Origin of the sequence: Streptomyces mayonensis (assembly GCF_018982965.1) — a bacterium.
In the GTDB taxonomy this organism is placed as follows: Bacteria; Actinomycetota; Actinomycetes; order Streptomycetales; family Streptomycetaceae; genus Streptomyces; species Streptomyces mayonensis.
Window position 1 is genome coordinate 15,165 of the sequence record NZ_JACBYP010000088.1, and the last position, 18,606, is coordinate 33,770.

Consider the following 18,606-nt stretch of genomic DNA (forward strand, 5'->3'; position numbering starts at 1 on the left):
CATCCTCTCCTCCGTCGCCCCGTACGGTACGGAACGACGGAGGCCGATGGGGAGGATCCGCGTCGAACAGTTGGTGGACGGCGCGTCAGCAGTTCGCGAGGTAGCCCTGGAGGGCGGACTTCTCGGCGGAGTCGACCGAGAGGTCGTAGTAGTGCTTGACCTGGACCCAGGCGCGGACGTAGGTGCAGCGGTAGGCGCTGCGCGAGGGCATCCAGGTGGCGGGGTCCTGGTCGCCCTTGGACTGGTTGACGTTGTCGGTGACCGCGAGGAGCTGGGGCCGGGTCAGGTCGTTGGCGAAGGACTGGCGCCGCGCGGTGGTCCAGGAGTCGGCGCCGGAGTCCCAGGCCTCGGCGAGCGGGACGACGTGGTCGATGTCGACGTCGGAGGAGGCGGACCAGGTGGCGCCGTCGTAGGGGGAGTACCAGCTGCCGCTGGTGGCGGCGCAGGAGGAGTCGGTGACGACGTCCTCGCCGTCGCGCTTGAGGACCGTCTCGCGGGTGTTGCAGGAGCCCGACTGCGTGATCCAGTGCGGGAAGAGGTCGCGGTCGTAGCCGGTGCGGTCCTCGGTCGCCACGGTGAGGGAGGCCAGGTAGGTGCGGGCGGTGGCGGCGCTGACCGGGGTGGGCAGGGCGGCGGAGGCGGCCGGGCCGTTCAGGAGCCCGGCGGAGGCTATGAGCCCGGTGAACGCGGCGAGGAAACCGAGCCGTCGACGCGCGTAGAACTTCGACATGCGAACTCCCTTGGGGTGTGGGGGTGTTGGGGCGCGGGCAGAGAATGCTCGCGACGCCGCATGGCGCACGGGTGTGCGGTCGGTAAGAAGTTAGTGACGTGTTCATGGCGCGTCTAGGGGTACGACGGGACGGCGGCCCGGCCGCGGGGCGCCCGTGCCTGCTCCAGTGCCTGTGCCTGCGCTTGCGGCTGTGCTGGCGCCTGCTCCTGCGCCCGTGCCGGGACTTTCGGGGCCTCGATGGCCGCGGGCGGGGCTCGCGTACTATGGGTGGCGCAGAAGGGGAGTAGCTCTTCGCCGGACCGTCGACATACTGCTCAGCTCGTCTGAGCCGGCGCCCGGAGGCAGGCCTCGGTCACGAGGCCGGCCAGCGAGACCTTCGGCAAGCAGTGCACGCCCGTGCCGTACGGCAGGGGTGGATCCGTGTGCTGCCCTGCCGAGGTGTCGCGCGTCGCGGAGGTCGTGAACTCCGCGGGATCAGTACTCTCGGCGGGGCCGCCCCGACCGATTGAGGAATCTTGATCAGCCTGACTGTGACGGCGCTCGTCTTCGGCGTCGTCTTCCTCGCCGAACTTCCCGACAAGACCGCGCTCGCCGGCCTCGTCCTCGGCACCCGCTACCGCGCCTCGTACGTCTTCGCGGGCGTGGCCGCCGCCTTCCTGCTGCACGTCGTGCTCGCGGTCGCGGCCGGCAGTGTCCTGACGCTGCTGCCGCAGCAGATCGTGCACGCCGTGACCGGGGTGCTGTTCCTCGGTGGCGCCGCCGTGCTGCTGATGAAGAAGGACGAGGAGGACGAGGAGGTCCGCAAGCCGCAGGACCAGTCCTTCTGGAAGGTGGCCGGGGCGGGGTTCATGCTCATCCTGGTCGCCGAGTTCGGTGACCTCACCCAGATCATGACCGCGAACCTCGCGGCCCGCTACGACGACCCGCTCTCCGTCGGCCTCGGCGCGGTGCTCGCGCTCTGGGCGGTGGCCGGGCTCGGCATCGTCGGCGGAAAGGCGCTGATGAAGCGGGTGCCGCTGCGGCTGATCACGAAGATCGCGGCGCTGCTCATGCTGGGCCTGGGCGTGTGGAGCCTGTGGGAGGCGATCGCCGGTTGACCGCCGGGCGGGCGGATGCGTCGCGGGACCGCCGCGGTGTGGGGCGGGCAGGAGCTGAACGGTGCGTGAATGTCCGGCGAGCCGGTGGCGCGATGCCCGGTCTATTTTGTACCGTGGATGAACAAAGTGGCTCCCGCTCGTTCTCCCTGACCGGCGGGCGGGGCCACCTTGTTTTCCCGCGCCCTGAGGTCCCGCGCCCTGGAGTCTGCCCATGACGGCCACCGCCACCACCGTTCTGCCCGCCCGCGCCCTGCTGCTCGACATGGACGGCACCCTCGTCAACTCGGACGCCGTCGTCGAGCGCGTCTGGCGGCGCTGGGCCGACCGGCACGGGCTGGACGGCGACGAGGTGCTGAAGGTCGTCCACGGACGGCAGGGCCACGCCTCCATGGCGCTGCTGCTGCCGGACCGGCCCGTGGAGCAGAACCACGCGGACAACGCCCGCATGCTCGCCGACGAGACCGCCGACACCGAGGGCGTCGTCGAGGTCCCCGGCGCGGGCGACTTCCTCGCCTCGCTGCGGGACCTGCCGCACGCCCTGGTGACCTCGGCCGACGTGGCCCTGTCCACCGCGCGGATGACCGCGGCCGGACTCGCGCTGCCGGACGTCCGGGTCACCGCCGAGTCGGTCGGCGCCAGCAAGCCCGACCCGGAGGGCTTCCTCAAGGGCGCCGCCGAACTGGGCGTCGCCCCCGCCGACTGCATCGCCTTCGAGGACTCCGGCGCCGGGATCGGCGCCGCGCGCGCCGCGGGGATGCGGGTCGTCGGGGTGGGGCCGCGGGCCGGCCTGCACGGGCCGGACGTGGTCGTCGAGGACCTGACGCGGGTCAGGGTCGAGGCCGTCGGGGACGGCACGCTGCGTCTGCACATCCACGGCTGACGTTCGCGGGCGTCCCGGGCGTTCCCGGCCGTGTAGCGTTCCCGGGCCGTGTATCGGCGTCTACCAGCGGCTTCGTCCTGCTCGGCGACGCTCCTGGGTCCCTAGAGGTCTCCCGTCTCCGACTCCAGCCGGTGGCGGGTGTCGGGGCCGTAGACGCCCTTCTCGTCGGAGTGGATGCCGCGCCACGACTGGTAGGTGCGGACCGACTCCTCGACCCGGCGGTCGTAGTGGCCGTCGGTGTCACCGGTGTAGACGAACGCCTTCTTCAGCCGCTGCTGGAGTTCGACGACCTCGGGGCCCTGGTCGCCGCGGCGCAGTTCCGGACCGGCGTAGAAGTCGCGGTCGTCGTCCCCGGACTCCTGTGTGGCCTGTTCGGTCGGCCCGGCCGTGGCGGTCGGCGTCGGCTCGGCCGACCCGGACGGTGCGGACGAGGCGCTCGACGCCGACACCGACGGGGACGGCGCCACCGAGGAACGCGTACTGGCGGACGCGGACACCGAACCGTCCGGGGACGCGGAGACGGACGGCGGGGCGGTGGAAGGCGCGGTCGGCTCCGCGCTCGGCGAGGTCTCGGTGGAGGACGGGTCGGGCACACCGGCCCGGACCTCGTCCGGCATCGCTCCGTCCCGGGACGGGGTCTCGTACGAGAACAGTCCACTCGCGAAGCCGGCCGCCCCCACGACGACCACGACCGCCCCGGCCGCACTCAGCAGTACGCCCCTGCGTCGCTTGCGCGGCGTCGCCCGTCCCCGGCCGGCACCGCCGCCGGTCCCGCTGCCAGTCACGCCGGCGGTCTCGTCCGTACGGGCGGTCACGGGCGCGAGGGGCGCGGTGGCGGAGGTCTCGAACAGGCGCAGGTCGTGCGCGCTGGGTGAACCGGCCGAGGGGGCGAGGGGCGTCGGCAGCGGGCGTTCCGGTCCGGTACCGGCTCCGGGGCCCGTACCGGCTTCGGGTCCCGTACCGGTCTCGGGTGCGGTACCGGCGGCGGGTCCGGTGTCGGTGCCGGCGTCGACGGTGCGCAGGGTCATGGTGGCGTCGGGGTCGGGCGTGGGTGCGTCCGTCGCTGCGGCGTCCGCGGTCGCCGGGGGGCCTGGAGGCCCTTCGGTTCCCTCCAGTTCGACGTACGGGCGAATCCGCAGCGGGTCGAAGTCCTCCGCCGCAGCCGCCTGGGCCGTACGCGTGTCGCGCAGGGCGTCGGCCGCCCGGGGTCCGCAGGCGCAGGACGGCGTGTGGTCCGCCGCTCTGGGCGTGCCGCACTCCGGGCACGAGGCCCCTGCGCGCCGTTGCTCCGCCGGCTCCTTCTGCTGCTCCACGCGTTCGTCCCTCCCTTCGCGACTCCCCTCGCGAGCTTCAAAGATTATGCAGATCTTCTCCATACTTCCGCGCACACGCCCCCGGAATACGAACTTCCGTAGGGTCGGAAGGGTCACATCCGGTCTGGGAACGCTCCGTTGGCCACAGGCGTCGTGAGCCCCTTCGTGAACCAGTGCTCGGAGTACGGGTCTTCCTTGTACGCCTCGGTCTCGGTGTAGCCGAGGCGTGCGTAGAGGGCGCGGGCCTCGACGAGGTCGCCGCGGGTGTCGAGGACCATGCGCTCGGCCCCGAGTGCCCGTGCCGCGTCCTCGGCGGCCCGCACGAGCAGCGTCGCACCGCCCCGTCCCCGCACCCGCCGGTGCAGGAACACCCGGGTCAACTCGGCGGTGCCGCCGTCCAGGAGCCGTACGCCCGAGGTACCCACCGCCTCACCGGCGTACCGCGCGACCAGGAGAACGCCCCGGGGCGGTACGAGTTCCGCGCCGGTCTGCGCCGCGATCTCCCGTTCCAGCTCGCCGGGTTCGGTGGCCCGTCCCTCGTGCAGCTGGTACCAGCGGTCGCTGACCTCCGTGTAGTACGCGCGCCACAGGGCGGCGGCAATGGGGGAGTCGTACGGTTCCGGGGCAACGGTCCAGGTCATGACCGGCATTGTCGGGAGACGGCCCGTGCGGTGCGCAAGCGGGTTTTCCCGCCCCGGGCCGACCGCTGGGCTCCGGTGGCCGTTTGAGGGTGCTGCCGGGCAACACGAACGGCGAACCGGACCGTCCGGAGGCCGGTCGCGCGACTACCCCGCCCGGCGCTCCCGCCACCGCCGTACGACCTCTTCGACGTCGTAGGGCTTCTTGCCGAGCGGGGGGCCGGGCGGCGGCTTGAACATGACCTCGCGGATCTTGACGTTGATCTCCTCGACGATCCGGCGGGCCGCCCGCTCCGACGGTGCTCCGAGGGCCGCCTCCAGGGCGTCCTCCGCCTCCTTGCGCAGGGCCAGGGTGGGAGGCAGTACCGAGAACCCCTCGCGGGCCATCTTGCGCCTGACCCACCACAGTTCGTCGTAGGTGCTGTCCACCTCGCTGGGCAGCGGCTTGCCCGCACCGGGCAGCTCGGCGAACTCGCCGCGCGCGTCAGCGTTTCGGATCTGTCTGTCGACCCAGGACTCGAAGTCGACGCCGGGTGGCTTTCGCTCGGTCATGCACCCATGGTGCCGGACACGCCGGACACCGCGCCACCGGTCGATCTATCATGCGGCGTCGACGTCTCAGGTCCCCGTCCGGGCGGTTTCGTCCGGACCCCGTCCAGACCCCGCCGGGTCCCCGTCAGGTCCCACAAGGAGCGCACGTGCTTGAACTCACCATGGCCACCGTCACCGCGGCGGACGAGGGCGCCACGGCCGGCATGCAGATGGCCGACGCGCCCAGCGAGCCGGACGCGGTGCTGCGGGTCGGCCGGGACAAGTCCGTGTGCCGGCTGTCGACGCCGGACGACTGGCTGTTCGTGTCCCGGGTCCACCTGGAGTTCCGCTGCGGCCCCGACGGCACGTGGCGGCTCAGCTGGCTGCGCGGCTCCCAGGCGGACCCCTCCTCCGAGGTGCGGCTGACCGTCGGCGAGCACATGCAGACCCTGCCGTACGGCGGCACCGTGACGCTGCCGAGGGGCGGCAGCGGCGAGGTCGTGGTCCGGGACCGGGTGGAACCGCGCAGCGTCAACGTCGGCTTCTACCACGAGGCGTAGGCGCGGGCCGCCGGCCTCCGGATCAGGCCACGACGCGGGCGAGGGCGAAGCCGTCGTAGCCCTTGGTGCCGACCGTCTGGACGGCGGTGCCGCTGAGCCGGGGGTGGCTGCCGATCAGCTCGATGGCCGTGCGGGTGCCGCGAACGTCGGCGGCGGTGTCGTCCGCGTCGGCCACCCGGCCCCCGCGGACCACGTTGTCGACGACGATCAGGCTGCCGGTGCTGGTGAGTTTCAGGGCCCAGTCGAGGTAGCCCGGGTTGTTGCCCTTGTCGGCGTCGATGAAGACCAGGTCGAAGGGCGCCGGGTTCTCGTCCGCGAGCTTCGGCAGCGACTCCAGGGCCGGGCCCACGCGTACGTCGACGAGGGCGTCGAGGCCGGCGCGGGCGACGTTGCGGGTGGCGACCTCCGCGTGCCGGGCGCTGTACTCCAGCGTGACGAGGCGGCCGTCGGCGGGGAGGGCGCGGGCCAGCCAGATGGTGCTGTAACCGCCCAGCGTGCCGATCTCCAGGATGGTGCGGGCGCCCTGGATCTGGGCGAGGAGCTGGAGGAGTTTGCCCTGGTTGGCGGCGACGTTCACCGGTGGCAGGCCGGCGGTCTCGCTCTCGCGGAGGGCGGCGTCCAAGGGGGCGTCGTTGGGGGAGAGGTGGCTGATGAAGTAGGCGTCCACGTCGTCCCAGAGTCGGGAGTCGGTCATGCGGGGGCCTCCGGCGATCGGTCGTCGTTAGGCTTTCTAAGTAGGTGCGCTAACGAAGATATGCCGCGGGGCGAGGGGTGTCGCGGGGTTTTCCTCGGGCGTGTTCCCGGTGGGTTGCTCGGACGTGTTCCCGCGGGTCGTTCGGACGTGTTCCCGCGGGTCGTTCGGACGTGTTGCGGCGGGTTGCCCCGGGGGCCGGTGCCGGGCGGGGGAGGGGCGCGGTCCGGCCGGGCTAGTGGGACGGAGGGGAGCCCGGGAGGGGGCGGCCCGCGCTTTCCGTCATGTACCAGACCGCCACGCCGCCGATCACCGCCGCGGCCATCATGTAGTACGCGGGCATCATCATGTTCCCCGTCGCCCCGATCAGTGCCGTCACCACCAGCGGCGTCGTCCCGCCGAAGAGGGACACGGAGACGTTGAAGCCGATCGACAGGGAGCCGTAGCGCACCCGGGTCGGGAACAGGGCCGGCAGCGCGGACGGCATCGACGCCGTGAAGCAGACCAGGAGCAGGCCAAGGGCCGCCAGGCCGAGCCCCACGGCCCACAGGCTGCCCTCGCGGATCAGCAGCAGGGCCGGGACGGACAGCAGCAGGAAGCCCGCGCAGCCCGCCGCGATCACCGGCCGCCGTCCGATCCGGTCGGTCAGCGCGCCCGCGAACGGTTGGACGGCCATCATCAGCGCCATCACGGCCAGCACCACGAGCAGCCCGTGCGTCTCGTCGTACTCCAGCTCGCTCGTCAGGTAGCTCGGCATGTACGACAGCAGCATGTAGTCGGTGACGTTGAAGACCAGCACCAGGCCGACGCAGAGCAGCAGCGCCCGCCACTGCCCGGTCACCATCTCCTTCAGCGGCACCTTCGGCCGGCTCGTCTCCGCCTTCTCCAGCTCCGCCGCGAAGGCCGGGGTCTCCTCGAGCCGCATCCGCAGGTACAGGCCGATGATGCCCATCGGCCCCGCGATCAGGAACGGGATGCGCCAGCCCCAGGACGTCAGGTCGCCGTCCGACAGCAGCGCCGTCATCAGGGTCACGAGCCCCGCCCCGCCGATGTACCCGGCGAGCGTGCCGAACTCCAGCCAGCTGCCGAGGAACCCGCGCCGCCTGTCCGGCGCGTACTCGGCGATGAAGGTGGACGCGCCGGCGTACTCGCCGCCGGTCGAGAAGCCCTGCACCAGCCGTGCGACCAGCAGCAGCACCGGCGCCCACACGCCGATCGTCGCGTAGGAGGGGATGAGGCCGATGGCGAAGGTGCCGGCCGCCATCATGATCATGGTGAGGGCGAGGATCTTCTGCCGTCCCACCCGGTCGCCCAGCGGCCCGAAGACCGCGCCGCCCAGCGGCCGGACCAGGAACGCCGCCGCGAAGGCGCCGAAGGTGGAGAGCAGTTGTGCCGTCGGGTTGCCCGACGGGAAGAAGACCTTGCCCAGCGTCACCGCGATGTAGCTGTAGACGCCGAAGTCGAACCATTCCATCGCGTTGCCGAGCGCCGCCGCCTTGACGGCACGCCTGACGAGTGCGGGATCGGTGACCGTGGGGCTCGCGGACCGGTGGGGACGGGCGGCGACGGTAGCGGCCGACAAAACTCTGCTCGCCTGCTTTCGACGGGGACGGGGACGCCCGGACCCGCACGGCGGCGCTGTCGCCGGGCCGGAAAGAGCCCGTGCGCTCGGTGCGACTCGGCGCGACGCGACGTGAGACGGCGTGCGCGGCGTGGTGCTCGGCCACGGGCAGAAAAGCGACCATAGGCGTTGATGCTCCGTTTACGCCCGGTATGCTGCTCGTTGCACACTGCATCAAAATGCCGTGCACGCAGCGGACATCCGTTCGCCGAACGGTGTTCACCGCTCCACGACCTGTGATCCTTCTCGCTTCCGCGGGAGGCGGCCGCGTCGCCCGCGCACTATCGTCGTTCGGACAAAATGCGGGCGGCACTCAGGTTGAGTGGGGGTTGCCTGCGTCTCCTCCCGGGGGTGGTGCGAGCCTCATAGGGTTCGCCAGGAGCAGTACCGGAAGCGGTACGGGAGCAGTACGGCGACACACTGCGTGCACAGGGCGGCACGTACGGTATGCACGGTACGAACGGGGCGGGAGGCCGACGAGGCGTGGCGAATGCGGAGCACAGTGGGCGACCGGCGGAGTCCTTCGGAGCGTCGGCCGCCGACGCGACCAGAGCACGGCTGCGCGTCGCGCGCCTCGGCCTGTGGCTGGTCGCGGCGGTGCTCACCGCGCGTCAGCTCGCCACGGTCCTCGGCACCCCGCGCGGGGAACGCCTGACGGACCTGGAGACCTGGGTCGGCGAGCACGGCGTCCTGCACGTCGAGGGGTCGCTGTACGAGTCGACGCAGTTCACCGGCACGCCGTTCGTCGGGCTCGTGCTCAAACCCTTCACCCGCGCCGCCGAGCAGGCCCTCGGCTGGGGCTGGACGTTCGGCTCGCTGCTGCTGGTCGTCGCCCTCGGCCTGGTCGCGGCCCGCGCCCTGCCCCAGCCGGTCGGACGCCGTACGGCGCTCCTCGCGGCGCCCGTGGCCGTCAGCCTGCTGATGCTGTCGCTGCCGGTGCGCAACGCCCTCTGGCTCGGCCAGACCAGCATCATCCCCGTCCTCCTCGTCCTGCTGGGCTGCTTCGCCGTACGCGGCGCGCACGGCGACCGCGTCGGCGGCGTGCTGATCGGCGTCGCCGCCGCCTTCCAGCCGACCGTCCTGCTGTTCGTGCCGCTGCTGTGGTTCACCGACCGCAGACGGGCCGCCGTGTCGACGGGGGTCACGTTCGCCGCCTGCACCGCCATCGCCTGGGTGGCGATGGCGCAGGACTCGTACACGTACTGGGTGCACCACCTGGCCGGCGTGGGCCTGGGCGGCGAGGCCGACGACCTCGCCAACCAGTCGCTGCACGGCGCCCTGCTCCGCCTCGGCCTCTCCGGGCCGCTGGAGATCGCCCTCTTCCTCGCCCTCGGCGCGGCCGTCGCCGTCCTCGCGCTGCGCCGCGCGGTGCGCTACGCCCGCGACGGCCAGCTGCTGCTCGCCGTCGCCGTCACCGGCTGCGCGGCCGTCGTCGTCTCCCCGGCCACCTGGCAGCACCAGCTGCTGTGGGTCCTGCCCGCGGTCGTCGGCCGGGTCGGCAAGAAGGCCTCCGACCGGTACGTGTGGCCGGTCGCCGTCGTCCTGGTGATGACGCTGCCCGCCAAGATGATGCTGCCGAACATGGCCGCGCTGTACCCGCTCCGCGACAACGTCGTCCTGCTCGCGGCCCTCGCCGCCGCCGTCGCCGTGCCCTTCCTGCCGCGCACCTCGCCGTACTTCGACAGCCCGCTGCCTACGAGCTACGCGCCGCCGGTGCCCACCCGCTTCAAGCACGTCCCGCTGCTGCCGTTCCTGCGCAGGGTCCTCACCCGCCCCAACCTCCTCCTGGAGCTTCTCCTCATCCGGGTCACCTACGCCGCCTACTCCCAGGTCCGCCTCGCGGCGACCGGCGGCAGCAACTCGGCGGGCCGGGCGCGGGCCGAGGACCACGGGTGGCAGATCCTCGACATCGAGCGCTTCCTGCACCTCGACATCGAGCACGCGATCAACCACGCGGTGGTCAAGGTCGGCTGGCTGCGGGACTTCTTCGACTTCTACTACACGTCGTTCCACTTCGTCGTCCCGCTCGCGGTCCTCGGCGTCCTGTACTGGCGCCGCCCCGTCGACTACCGCTGGGCCCGCGCCTCCCTGGGCTTCGCCACGCTGCTCGCCCTGGTCGGCTTCTGGCTCTACCCGCTGGCGCCGCCGCGGCTGATGCCGGGGCTCGGCATCATCGACACGGTGCACGGGGTGCAGGACTTCACGAAGCCGGACTACGGCACGCTGACGCACCTGACCAACCAGTACGCGGCGATGCCGTCGCTGCACTTCGGCTGGTCCCTGTGGTGCGGGGTGGCGATCGCGATCATCGCGCCGAAGATGTGGATGAAGGCCCTGGGCCTGCTCCATCCCCTCTTCACGGTGTCGGCGATCGTGGCGACCGGCAACCACTGGATCCTGGACGCGGTCGGCGGCGCGGCGGTGGTCGCGGCGGGCTTCGGCCTGACGTACCTGTTCCAGGGACCGAGGGCGAGGACAGCGACGGCTGCGGCGACGGCTCCCGTGCCCGCCGCTCAAGAGTCCGAGCAGCCGCAGGACCTCAGCAGCGATCCCCCGGCCCCGGCGAAGGACCGTACCGCGAGCTGAGCCGGTACTCGCCCGGCGCCGGGGCGGTCAGCCGCGTGAACTCCCCGTCCCGCGCCAGGCACCCGCCGTCGCTGCGCAGCCACGGCGACCAGGCGACCCGCACGGTCACGTCGCCGGGCCGGTCCACCCGCAGCACCAGGTCGGCGCCGGTCGCGGTCATGACGGTGCCGGGTGCGGAGACGAGCGGTACGGCGTCCCGCACCCGGTAGACCCGCCAGTGCGGGTCCTGCCAGACGGGCTCCAGCCACTCCGGCCGCTGCTTCGGATCCCGTACGAGCGCCGCCTCGGCCTCGGCGGGCCCGTCCGGCTTGCCCAGCGGAAGGACGACGAACCCGACCGCCCAGCGGTCCAGCCACTCCCGGTAGGCGGCCGCCGAGAAGGATCCGTCGTAGAAGAGGCGGGCGCGTTCCACGTCGAGCTGCCGGTTCCAGCCGCGGGCCAGGTTGACGTGCGGGGCGAGCCGGGCGGCCTCGCGGTGATTGCGGGCCGGCACCACCTCCACCCGCCCACGGTCGGCGCCGAGCCCGTCCAGGGCCCGTACCACGCCGTCGGTCTCGGCTGCCCAGGCCGGCACGACGGTGGAGACGCGCAGATCGTCGACGGTCTTCTTCCCCACCCACCCGACGGAGTAGACGACGGCGACGGCCAGCAACCCCGACAGCAGCCGCCGGGATCGCGCCGCCGTGAGCGCGGGCGGTGCACTGAGCAGCGCCGCCAGCAGCACGGCGGGCGCGAACAGCTCCGCGAACCGCTCCACGTTCGTGCCGACCGGCGAGGCGACGAGATACGTCAGTACGGTCCCGGCCGCGTAGACGGCCCCGCTCCACCGGGCCACCCGCCAGGTACGCGGGGCCAGCACGGTGACGGCGAGACCGAGCACGACCGGCGGCCATATTCGGGCCCCCGGCATCGGCTGCTCCCCGGTGAAGGGGAACAGCAGCGTCGTCAGCCCGACCACGGCCGCCGGGGGTATGAGCAGCACGAGCGCCCGCCGCCAGTCCCGTACGAGCAGGAACGCGGCCCCCACGACGGCCAGGAACAGCCCGGCCACCGGCGACGCCAGGGTGGCGAGGGCGGCGTACCCGGCGGCGAGGTACAGCCGCCGCTCCCGCACCAGCGGCACACAGGCGGCCAGCGCGAAGGCGACCCCGAGGGCGAAGGTGGTCCGGCCCGAGGCGACGTCGCACCACAGGGCGAGCGAGGCGAGCAGCGCGGGCCACAGCGGCCGGCGCACCCCGGCCCGCACGAACAGCACGGCGGCCAGCCAGGAGGCGGCGAGCCCGGACACGACCGTGACCGTCCGCACGCCGAGCAGGGCCATCAAGTACGGCGAGATGACGCTGTAGTTGGCGGTGTGCATCCCGCCGTACCAGAACAGCCCGTACGCCGAACCCCCGTGCCGCGACGCGAAGTCGGCCCACGCCTGCTGCGCCGCGAGGTCCCCGCCACCGGTGGCGAGAAACGCCCACCACACCGCGTACAGCGGGATGGTGGGCAGCGTGGCGAGCAACGGCACTCGGTAGCGGCGCCCGAAGTCGCGCAGGGCTTCACCCGCGCGTCTGTCCTGACGCCCTTCGGACCGGGTGGGTATGAGTTCGGCAGGGACCACGGTCGGGCTTTCCGTTCGGCGTCATCGGGGTGCACAGCGAGGGCACAGGCGAAGACGATAATCCGAACAGAAACGTTGACCTGGACCGGGCCTGATCATTCAGACATGGCGGCCCAGCCGACGAACGTGACGAAGGCAGCGGGCGCGACCGTGAGGACCGGGCCCGCCGGGGTCTTGGAGTCGCGCAGGGCGACGGTGGCGTGCGGCGTCAGCTCGGCGAACTCGACGCAGTTTCCGCCCTGGTCGCTGCTGTACGACGACTTGCGCCAGGCCAGCAGGCCGAGCGGCGCGCACTCCAGGCACTCGCCGCCCTGGTCGCCGCTGTAACTGGACTTACGCCACTGGATCGTCGTCGGTATCGCCTTGCTCTCCATAGCGCTCCTCCATCGTCTGGCGGATCAACGCCGCCGAGTCCTTGAGGGAGAGAGCGGCGGCCCGGAGGTGATCGTAACGGAGCGAACAGTCCGCGACGGTCTCCGGGTTGGCGGCCGGATGCCCGGCGTCGTACCCCTCCGTGTAGACGATGGCTGGGTCCTGCGCGAAGCGGAAGAGGGTGAATGAGCCTTGGAGTCCCGCGTGCGCGCCCACCGAGAACGGCAGCACCTGGACGTTGATCCGGGGGTCGTCCTCGAAGGACAACAGGTGGGCCAGTTGGCCGCGCATGACCCTCCGGCCGCCGATCTCCTGACGCAGCGCTGCCTCGCTGAGCACCGTCCAGAAGACCGGTGGCTCCTGTTTCTCTAGGACGCGCTGGCGGGCGAGACGTACAGCGGTGCGGTCGTCGAGGTCGGTCGGGTCGAGCGCGCTCAGTACGGCCCGTACGTAGGGCTCGGTCTGAAGCAGGCCGTGGATCATCCGCGTCTGGAAGGTGCAGATCTCGGCAGCCCGTACCTCCAGCTCCGCCACCTGCTGGAACCAGGCCGGAAGCTGGCTGCGCATCACCAGATGGACCAGCCGGGACAGCAGCCCGCCCGTGCCCAGCGCGGCGTCGATCCGCTCGCTGAACTCCGGCGTGGGCAGCTTCCTCGCGGTCTCGATCTGGCCCACCAGTGAGCCGGTGTAGTTGACGATGTCGCCGAGTTGCCGCTGGGTGAGCCCGGCGGCCTCGCGGTGGCGGCGCAGCTCGAAACCGTAGTAGTCGAGGGGTGAGGCGCCGGGGTCGAGGACGTTGATGTGGGTCATGCGGAGAGCCCTCTCTCGCGCAACTCGGTCCACTACGGGACCGGTTGTATCCGTTCGGTAGCCCACGGTAGTCGTCCGACGTCAGGCTCGTGCCGTGAACGAATACTTTCCCCCGAACCTCCTGAGCCGCTGCCCGGACCAGTACCGGATGAGCTTCACGGCCGGTGCCCACTCGGCGCGGCACGTCCGGCGCATCGTCCGCGCCCACCTCGGCGAGTGGGGCCTCGACGAGCTGTCCGACGCGGTGGAACTCGGCGTGACCGAACTGCTGGCCAACGTCGTACGCCACGTCCCGGACCGCCGCTGCACGCTGCTGTTGCTGCGGCAGGCGGACGGGGCGGGGGTGCGGGTGGAGGTGACGGACGGCAGCCCCCGGCTCCCCCTGCGGGCGGCGCGGGTGGGCGACGACTCGGAGTGCGGCCGGGGGCTGATGCTGCTGGACGCGGTGGCCGACAGGTGGGGTGCCGTGCCGGGGGTGGAGGGCGGCAAGACGGTGTGGTTCGAGTGCGGGACTCCTTGACGGCGCACCGTCCTCCTCCCCGCGTATTCACCTGCCGCGGCGAAACCAGCGGCGTTTGCGTGGCGGCCTGGCCTCGTCGTCCGTGTCCGGCTCGTCGAACAGCAAGTACGTGACCGGGCCGGAGAGCTGGGAGGCGGTACCTGTCTCCGGGGCGGCGGTGACGAACACCAGCCGGTGTCCGCGGCCGGGTGACTGGATCGGTACGACACGGGTGCGCTGAAGCAGCCCGTCCTCACTGATCATCCCGTGCCGTTCGTAGAGACCGACCAGGACGAGACCCATGCGCCGTTCCATGCGCGGCTGCCGCTCCGGCTCGGTCACATCCGCTGCTGGACCAACAAGTGAAGCAAAAGCCCCAAGCCGTTCATCTGGCCCAGACTCGATGAACCGTTGGCGAGGGCGTCTCGTTGTTGGGGCTGTGAAGCACGACAGCGGAACAACGAACAGTTACGGTACTGGCGGCGGGCAGGCGGCGGAGGAGCAGCGGGCCGCCGGGCCCAGTGATGTACGGCGGCAGCGCGTATCCGGTCACGCTCAGGTGCCTGCGCACCCAGTGGACCCGGCATACGACCTAACAAACCCGGCTCACGCCCGGGCGAGCCCGACGTACGACCGAAGTAGGGATGCGGCGCGGCAGCAGCCGCCCGGGGAAGAGGCGATGTTCAGCGCAGTACCTGTGGACATCTCGACGCCTTACGACCCGACCCAACCGGTCCGACGAGGAACTCAACCAGTCCAGCCAGCCCCAGTGGCCCCACGGCAGGGGCCGACTTCGGCTCCTGGCTCGGAGAGGACAGGTGTCGCCCAGATTCTGCGCACGCAGGCGCAGATCCGTGCCAACGGGGCTAACTGGCCATCCCGTGAGACGAGACAACGCCTCCTGACGGTACCCGAAATCAGCATCCCTTCCCGCCAGGGGAACCAGGGGAACCAGGGGAACCAGGGGAAGAAGAGGGGTTCGCGCTGACCCGGTGAAGCACTTCGTCGGGTCCTACCCTGCCCGCGCCCAGGACGGCGGCCGTCAGGTCGTCTCCCGGGGCGGGTGGGTTCTGCTTGTCGAAACGGTCTGCAAGATTGGCCTTGACCAGGCCACATCGGCGTGCATATCGATGGCTTCGACTCTTCCGCAGTGCCCGCAGTTGCCCAGATGAGTCGCCACGGTGGTTTCGAAGACGTATGAGGACCGTGCTGTGCCCATGTTGGACCTGAACTGCTGACACCGTCGCGGGGCAGCTCTGTTACTCAGGTGCGTCGGCGTCTCTCTCCCCGTCCCGCCCCCCGAACGTCGCCGGTGCTTCGAAGGCTGCTCGGCGGGTGGCTCGGCGGAGGGCTCGGAGGAGGGGTGGGCCGAGGGTCAGGGTGAGGAGGACCGTCATGGCGGCGCGGCCTGCGTCCCAGCCCAGAGACGTGGCCAGGCAGTAGGCGAGGAAGCGGGCCAGGTTGGTCGCGATCGAGGCGTCCGGGTCGAAGGCGATGTTCGAGGCGAGGGTGTTCATGAACGTCCAGCCCGCGAGGTTCATCACCGTGCCGTAGGCGAAGGCCGCCAGGAAGCCGTACGCCGCCAGCATCAGCAGCTCGGCGCGGCCGCGCAGGCGGTCGGGGCCCGGCAGGAGGCCCGCGCCCATGGTGAACCAGCCCATGGACAGCATCTGGAAGGGCAGCCACGGACCCACGCCGCCCGTGAGCAGCGCGGACGCGAACATCGTGACCGAGCCCAGGACGAAGCCGAAGCCGGGGCCCAGGACCCGGCCGCTGAGGACCATGAGGAAGAACATGGGCTCCAGACCGGCCGTTCCCGCGCCGATGGGGCGCAGGGCCGCGCCCGCCGCCGCCAGGACGCCGAGCATCGCCACCGCCTTGGGGCCCAGGCCGGACTCCGAGATCGTCGCCGCCACCACGGCCACCATCAGGACCAGCACGCCCGCGAACAGCCACGGCGCGTCCTGCGTGTGCGCGTTGAGCGAGGCGTCCGGCGGGGCCAGGAAGGGCCAGCCGAAGCCCGCCACGCCCACCGCGCTGACCAGGAGCAGAGCGGCGACCGAGCGCGGGCCGAGGCGTACGGCGCGGGCCTGGCGGTCGTGGGGGGTGGTACGGCCGTCGGTCATGCCAGGGCCTCGCGGACCTGGGTCACCGTGAGCCACTTGAGGGGGGCAAGGATCTTGGCCACCTGTGGGGCGTAGGACGGGGAGGCCACCACGACGTCCGCTGCCGGGCCGTCGGCGATGACCTCGCCCTCGGCCAGGAGGACGACGCGGTGGGCCAGCTCGGCGGCCAGTTCGACGTCGTGTGTGGCCAGGACTATGGCGTGGCCCTCGGTGGCCAGGCCGCGCAGGATGCCGGTCAGGCGGGACTTCGCCGCGTAGTCCAGGCCGCGGGTCGGCTCGTCCAGGAGGAGAAGGGGCGGGCGGGCCGTCAGGACCACGGAGAGGGCGAGGGTGAGGCGCTGGCCCTCCGAGAGGTCCCGGGGGTGCGTGTCGTCCGTGATGCCGGGGAGCAGTTCCGACAACAGGGTGCGGCAGGTGCCGGGTGGTGCGTCCGCGTCGCGGTCGGCCGCCGCGCACTCCGCGGCGACCGTGTCGGCGTAGAGCAGGTCGCGCGGCTCCTGCGGGACCAGGCCGACCCGGCGTACGAGGTCCCGCGGTGCCGTGCGGTGCGGTACGGCGTCGCCTGCCCGGACCGAACCGGCGGACGGCTCGACCAGGCCGACGAGCGCCGAGAGCAGGGTGGACTTTCCGGCGCCGTTGCGGCCCATCAGGGCGACCGTCTCGCCGGGGGAGACGGTCAGGTCGACGTGGCGCAGGGCCTGCACGCGGTCCCGGCGCACGGCGAGGGAGCGGACTTCGGCGGCGTACGGGGTGGTGGAGGACGCGGGAGCCGGTGGGGTTTTGGTGCGGCGCCACCAGCGGGCGGGGGCCGGGCGGAGGGCAGGGGGTTGCGGGAGTGTGGCGGTCTGGTGGGGCGTGTGGTCCGGGATGTTCCGGTCGGCCAGGCGGTCCCGCAGCGGTGCGGCTTGGCGGCGGGCGTCGCGGATCGTCAGGGGGAGCGGGGACCAGTCCGCCAGCCTGCCCAGGGCCACCACCGGCGGGTATACCGGGGACACCGCCATCACGTCCGCCGGGGCGCCGAGGAGCGGGGGTGTGCCGGGGGCCGGAAGGAGGACGACCTGGTCGGCGTACTGGATGACCCGTTCGAGGCGGTGCTCGGCCATGAGGACCGTCGTACCGAGGTCGTGGACCAGGCGCTGGAGTACGGCCAGTACCTCCTCCGCCGCGGCGGGGTCCAGGGCCGAGGTGGGTTCGTCCAGGACCAGGACCTCCGGGTGCGGGGTGAGGACCGAGCCGATCGCGACCCGCTGCTGCTGGCCGCCGGAGAGCGTGGCGATGGGGCGGGAGCGCAGGGTGGTCAGGCCCAGGAGGTCGAGGGTCTCCTCGACGCGCCGGCGCATCACGTCCGGGGCGAGGCCCAGCGACTCCATGCCGTAGGCCAGCTCGTCCTCGACGGTGTCCGTCACGAAGTGGGAGAGCGGGTCCTGGCCCACCGTGCCGACCACGTCGGCCAGTTCGCGCGGCTTGTGGGTGCGGGTGTCGCGGCCGGCCACGGTGACCCGGCCGCTCAGCGTGCCGCCGGTGAAGTGCGGAACGAGGCCGCCGACCGCGCCGAGGACCGTGGACTTGCCGACTCCGGACGGACCGGCCAGGAGCACGAGTTCGCCCTCCGGGACCTCGAAGTCCACGTGGCTGACGGTGGGTTCGGTGGCGCCGTCGTAGGTGACCGACACGTCCTCGAAGCGGATCACGACGGCTCCTTCATGGGCGTACCCACGGGCGTACCCGTGGAGTTCTCCGGTGCGGGGGTGATGAACGCCGGGAGCAGGCCGAGGAGTACGGCTGCCGCCGGCCAGAGGGGGAGGGCGGGGGCGGTCAACGGCACCACGCCCGGGTGCAGGGCGGCCGGGTCCCGGGCGTTGGCGAGGAAGAGCAGCGCGGCGACCGCGACGCCGGACGCCGTGACCAGCCAGGCCCGGGTGTCCCAGCGGTCGGGGCGGTAGCGGGTGCGGACCGTGCGCCGGCCGCCCAGCCACAGGCCCGCGAGGGCGGCGGCGGCACCGGCGACGAGGACGGGGATGCCGTACGTGCCGCCCGCCGCGGTCAGCAGGCCGTACGTTCCCGCGCAGACGCCGAGCAGGCCGCCGAGGGTGAGGGCGGCGGTGGTACGGCGTACGGGGGCCGGCACTTGTGCGGTACGGCCGTAGCCGCGGGAGTCCATCGCGGCGGCGAGGGCGACGGAACGTTCCAGGGCGCCCTCCAGGACGGGTAGCCCCACCTGGAGCAGGCCCCGCATGCCCCGGTCCGGGCGGCCCCGCAGGCGGCGGGCGGCGCGCAGTCGCTGGACGTCGGCGATGAGGTTCGGCGCGAAGGTGAGGGCGACGACCACGGCGACGCCCATCTCGTACAGGGCGCCGGGGAGGGACTTGAGGAGGCGGGCGGGGTTGGCCAGGGCGTTCGCGGCGCCGACGCAGATGAGGAGGGTGGCCAGCTTCATCGCGTCGTACAGCGCGAAGGTGAGGCCCTCCGCGGTGACCCGGCCGCCGAGGCGGATGCCCTGCGCCCAGTCGGGGAGGGGGACTTCGGGGAGGGTGAGGAGGGTG

Annotated in this window: 18 protein-coding genes; 5 read left to right on the forward strand and 13 right to left on the reverse strand. The window is 72.3% G+C overall.

Going from position 1 to position 18,606, the window contains the following annotated elements; translation table 11 throughout:
* Positions 1 to 85: 85 nt before the first annotated feature.
* Complete coding sequence (locus tag HZS56_RS27075; protein ID WP_216723400.1) at positions 86 to 730, reverse strand: HNH endonuclease family protein; 645 nt, start codon at positions 728 to 730, stop codon at positions 86 to 88.
* A 515-nt stretch (positions 731 to 1,245) separates the two neighbouring features.
* On the opposite strand from HZS56_RS27075, the gene HZS56_RS27080 reads away from it, so the two are divergent.
* Both HZS56_RS27080 and HZS56_RS27085 read left to right on the forward strand, forming a co-directional pair.
* A complete protein-coding gene (locus HZS56_RS27080; protein WP_216723401.1) occupies positions 1,246 to 1,827 on the forward strand; it encodes a TMEM165/GDT1 family protein in 582 nt (193 codons plus the stop codon).
* Positions 1,828 to 2,038: 211 nt separating this feature from the next.
* Positions 2,039 to 2,707 carry an HAD-IA family hydrolase gene (locus HZS56_RS27085; RefSeq protein ID WP_216723402.1) on the forward strand — a complete coding sequence of 223 codons (669 nt, stop codon included), beginning with the start codon at positions 2,039 to 2,041 and terminating at the stop codon, positions 2,705 to 2,707.
* 101 nt (positions 2,708 to 2,808) lie between these two features.
* Here the strand turns inward: HZS56_RS27085 and HZS56_RS27090 are convergent, their stop codons facing one another.
* The 3 genes from HZS56_RS27090 to HZS56_RS27100 form a co-directional block, all read right to left on the reverse strand.
* Positions 2,809 to 4,020 (reverse strand): peptidoglycan-binding domain-containing protein, encoded by a 1,212-nt coding sequence (locus HZS56_RS27090; protein WP_216723403.1) that lies wholly within the window; start codon positions 4,018 to 4,020, stop codon positions 2,809 to 2,811.
* A 113-nt stretch (positions 4,021 to 4,133) separates the two neighbouring features.
* Positions 4,134 to 4,661 (reverse strand): GNAT family N-acetyltransferase, encoded by a 528-nt coding sequence (locus HZS56_RS27095; RefSeq protein WP_216723404.1) that lies wholly within the window; start codon positions 4,659 to 4,661, stop codon positions 4,134 to 4,136.
* Positions 4,662 to 4,805: 144 nt separating this feature from the next.
* Positions 4,806 to 5,210 carry a DnaJ family domain-containing protein gene (locus HZS56_RS27100; protein ID WP_216723405.1) on the reverse strand — a complete coding sequence of 135 codons (405 nt, stop codon included), beginning with the start codon at positions 5,208 to 5,210 and terminating at the stop codon, positions 4,806 to 4,808.
* Positions 5,211 to 5,356: 146 nt separating this feature from the next.
* Here HZS56_RS27100 and HZS56_RS27105 point away from each other — a divergent pair, with 146 nt between their 5' ends.
* Positions 5,357 to 5,749: an FHA domain-containing protein gene (locus HZS56_RS27105; RefSeq protein ID WP_216723406.1), complete on the forward strand. Its 393-nt coding sequence runs from the start codon at positions 5,357 to 5,359 to the stop codon at positions 5,747 to 5,749.
* Positions 5,750 to 5,771: 22 nt separating this feature from the next.
* Here the strand turns inward: HZS56_RS27105 and HZS56_RS27110 are convergent, their stop codons facing one another.
* Entirely contained in the window at positions 5,772 to 6,443 is a 672-nt protein-coding gene (locus tag HZS56_RS27110) for an O-methyltransferase (RefSeq protein WP_216723407.1), read from the reverse strand.
* A 232-nt stretch (positions 6,444 to 6,675) separates the two neighbouring features.
* Positions 6,676 to 8,022 (reverse strand): glycine betaine/L-proline transporter ProP, encoded by a 1,347-nt coding sequence (gene proP, locus HZS56_RS27115; protein ID WP_216723408.1) that lies wholly within the window; start codon positions 8,020 to 8,022, stop codon positions 6,676 to 6,678.
* 522 nt (positions 8,023 to 8,544) lie between these two features.
* Here proP and HZS56_RS27120 point away from each other — a divergent pair.
* Complete coding sequence (locus tag HZS56_RS27120) at positions 8,545 to 10,647, forward strand: bifunctional glycosyltransferase 87/phosphatase PAP2 family protein (protein ID WP_216723409.1); 2,103 nt, start codon at positions 8,545 to 8,547, stop codon at positions 10,645 to 10,647.
* Here the strand turns inward: HZS56_RS27120 and HZS56_RS27125 are convergent.
* The 3 genes from HZS56_RS27125 to HZS56_RS27135 form a co-directional block, all read right to left on the reverse strand.
* On the reverse strand, positions 10,601 to 12,256 hold the full coding sequence (locus tag HZS56_RS27125; protein ID WP_216723410.1) for a DUF8823 domain-containing protein: 1,656 nt from the start codon (positions 12,254 to 12,256) through the stop codon (positions 10,601 to 10,603). The two genes, HZS56_RS27120 and HZS56_RS27125, sit on opposite strands and share 47 nt — an antisense overlap.
* Positions 12,257 to 12,351: 95 nt before the next feature.
* Positions 12,352 to 12,630: a DUF397 domain-containing protein gene (locus HZS56_RS27130; protein WP_216723411.1), complete on the reverse strand. Its 279-nt coding sequence runs from the start codon at positions 12,628 to 12,630 to the stop codon at positions 12,352 to 12,354.
* Positions 12,590 to 13,438, reverse strand: coding sequence for a helix-turn-helix domain-containing protein (locus HZS56_RS27135; RefSeq protein ID WP_216723412.1), 849 nt, complete (start codon positions 13,436 to 13,438; stop codon positions 12,590 to 12,592). The genes HZS56_RS27130 and HZS56_RS27135 overlap by 41 nt, the downstream gene beginning before the upstream one ends.
* Positions 13,439 to 13,532: 94 nt before the next feature.
* On the opposite strand from HZS56_RS27135, the gene HZS56_RS27140 reads away from it, so the two are divergent.
* Positions 13,533 to 13,958 (forward strand): ATP-binding protein, encoded by a 426-nt coding sequence (locus HZS56_RS27140; RefSeq protein WP_374201213.1) that lies wholly within the window; start codon positions 13,533 to 13,535, stop codon positions 13,956 to 13,958.
* 27 nt (positions 13,959 to 13,985) lie between these two features.
* Here the strand turns inward: HZS56_RS27140 and HZS56_RS27145 are convergent, their stop codons facing one another.
* The 4 genes from HZS56_RS27145 to HZS56_RS27160 all read right to left on the reverse strand — a co-directional run.
* On the reverse strand, positions 13,986 to 14,279 hold the full coding sequence (locus HZS56_RS27145) for a hypothetical protein (RefSeq protein WP_253914933.1): 294 nt from the start codon (positions 14,277 to 14,279) through the stop codon (positions 13,986 to 13,988).
* A 917-nt stretch (positions 14,280 to 15,196) separates the two neighbouring features.
* Positions 15,197 to 16,063 carry an ECF transporter S component gene (locus tag HZS56_RS27150; protein ID WP_216723413.1) on the reverse strand — a complete coding sequence of 289 codons (867 nt, stop codon included), beginning with the start codon at positions 16,061 to 16,063 and terminating at the stop codon, positions 15,197 to 15,199.
* Positions 16,060 to 17,754 carry an ABC transporter ATP-binding protein gene (locus tag HZS56_RS27155; protein WP_216723414.1) on the reverse strand — a complete coding sequence of 565 codons (1,695 nt, stop codon included), beginning with the start codon at positions 17,752 to 17,754 and terminating at the stop codon, positions 16,060 to 16,062. The genes HZS56_RS27150 and HZS56_RS27155 overlap by 4 nt, the downstream gene beginning before the upstream one ends.
* Positions 17,751 to 18,606: CbiQ family ECF transporter T component (locus HZS56_RS27160; protein ID WP_216723415.1), on the reverse strand; the 856-nt coding region annotated here is incomplete at its 5' end. The genes HZS56_RS27155 and HZS56_RS27160, both read right to left, overlap by 4 nt.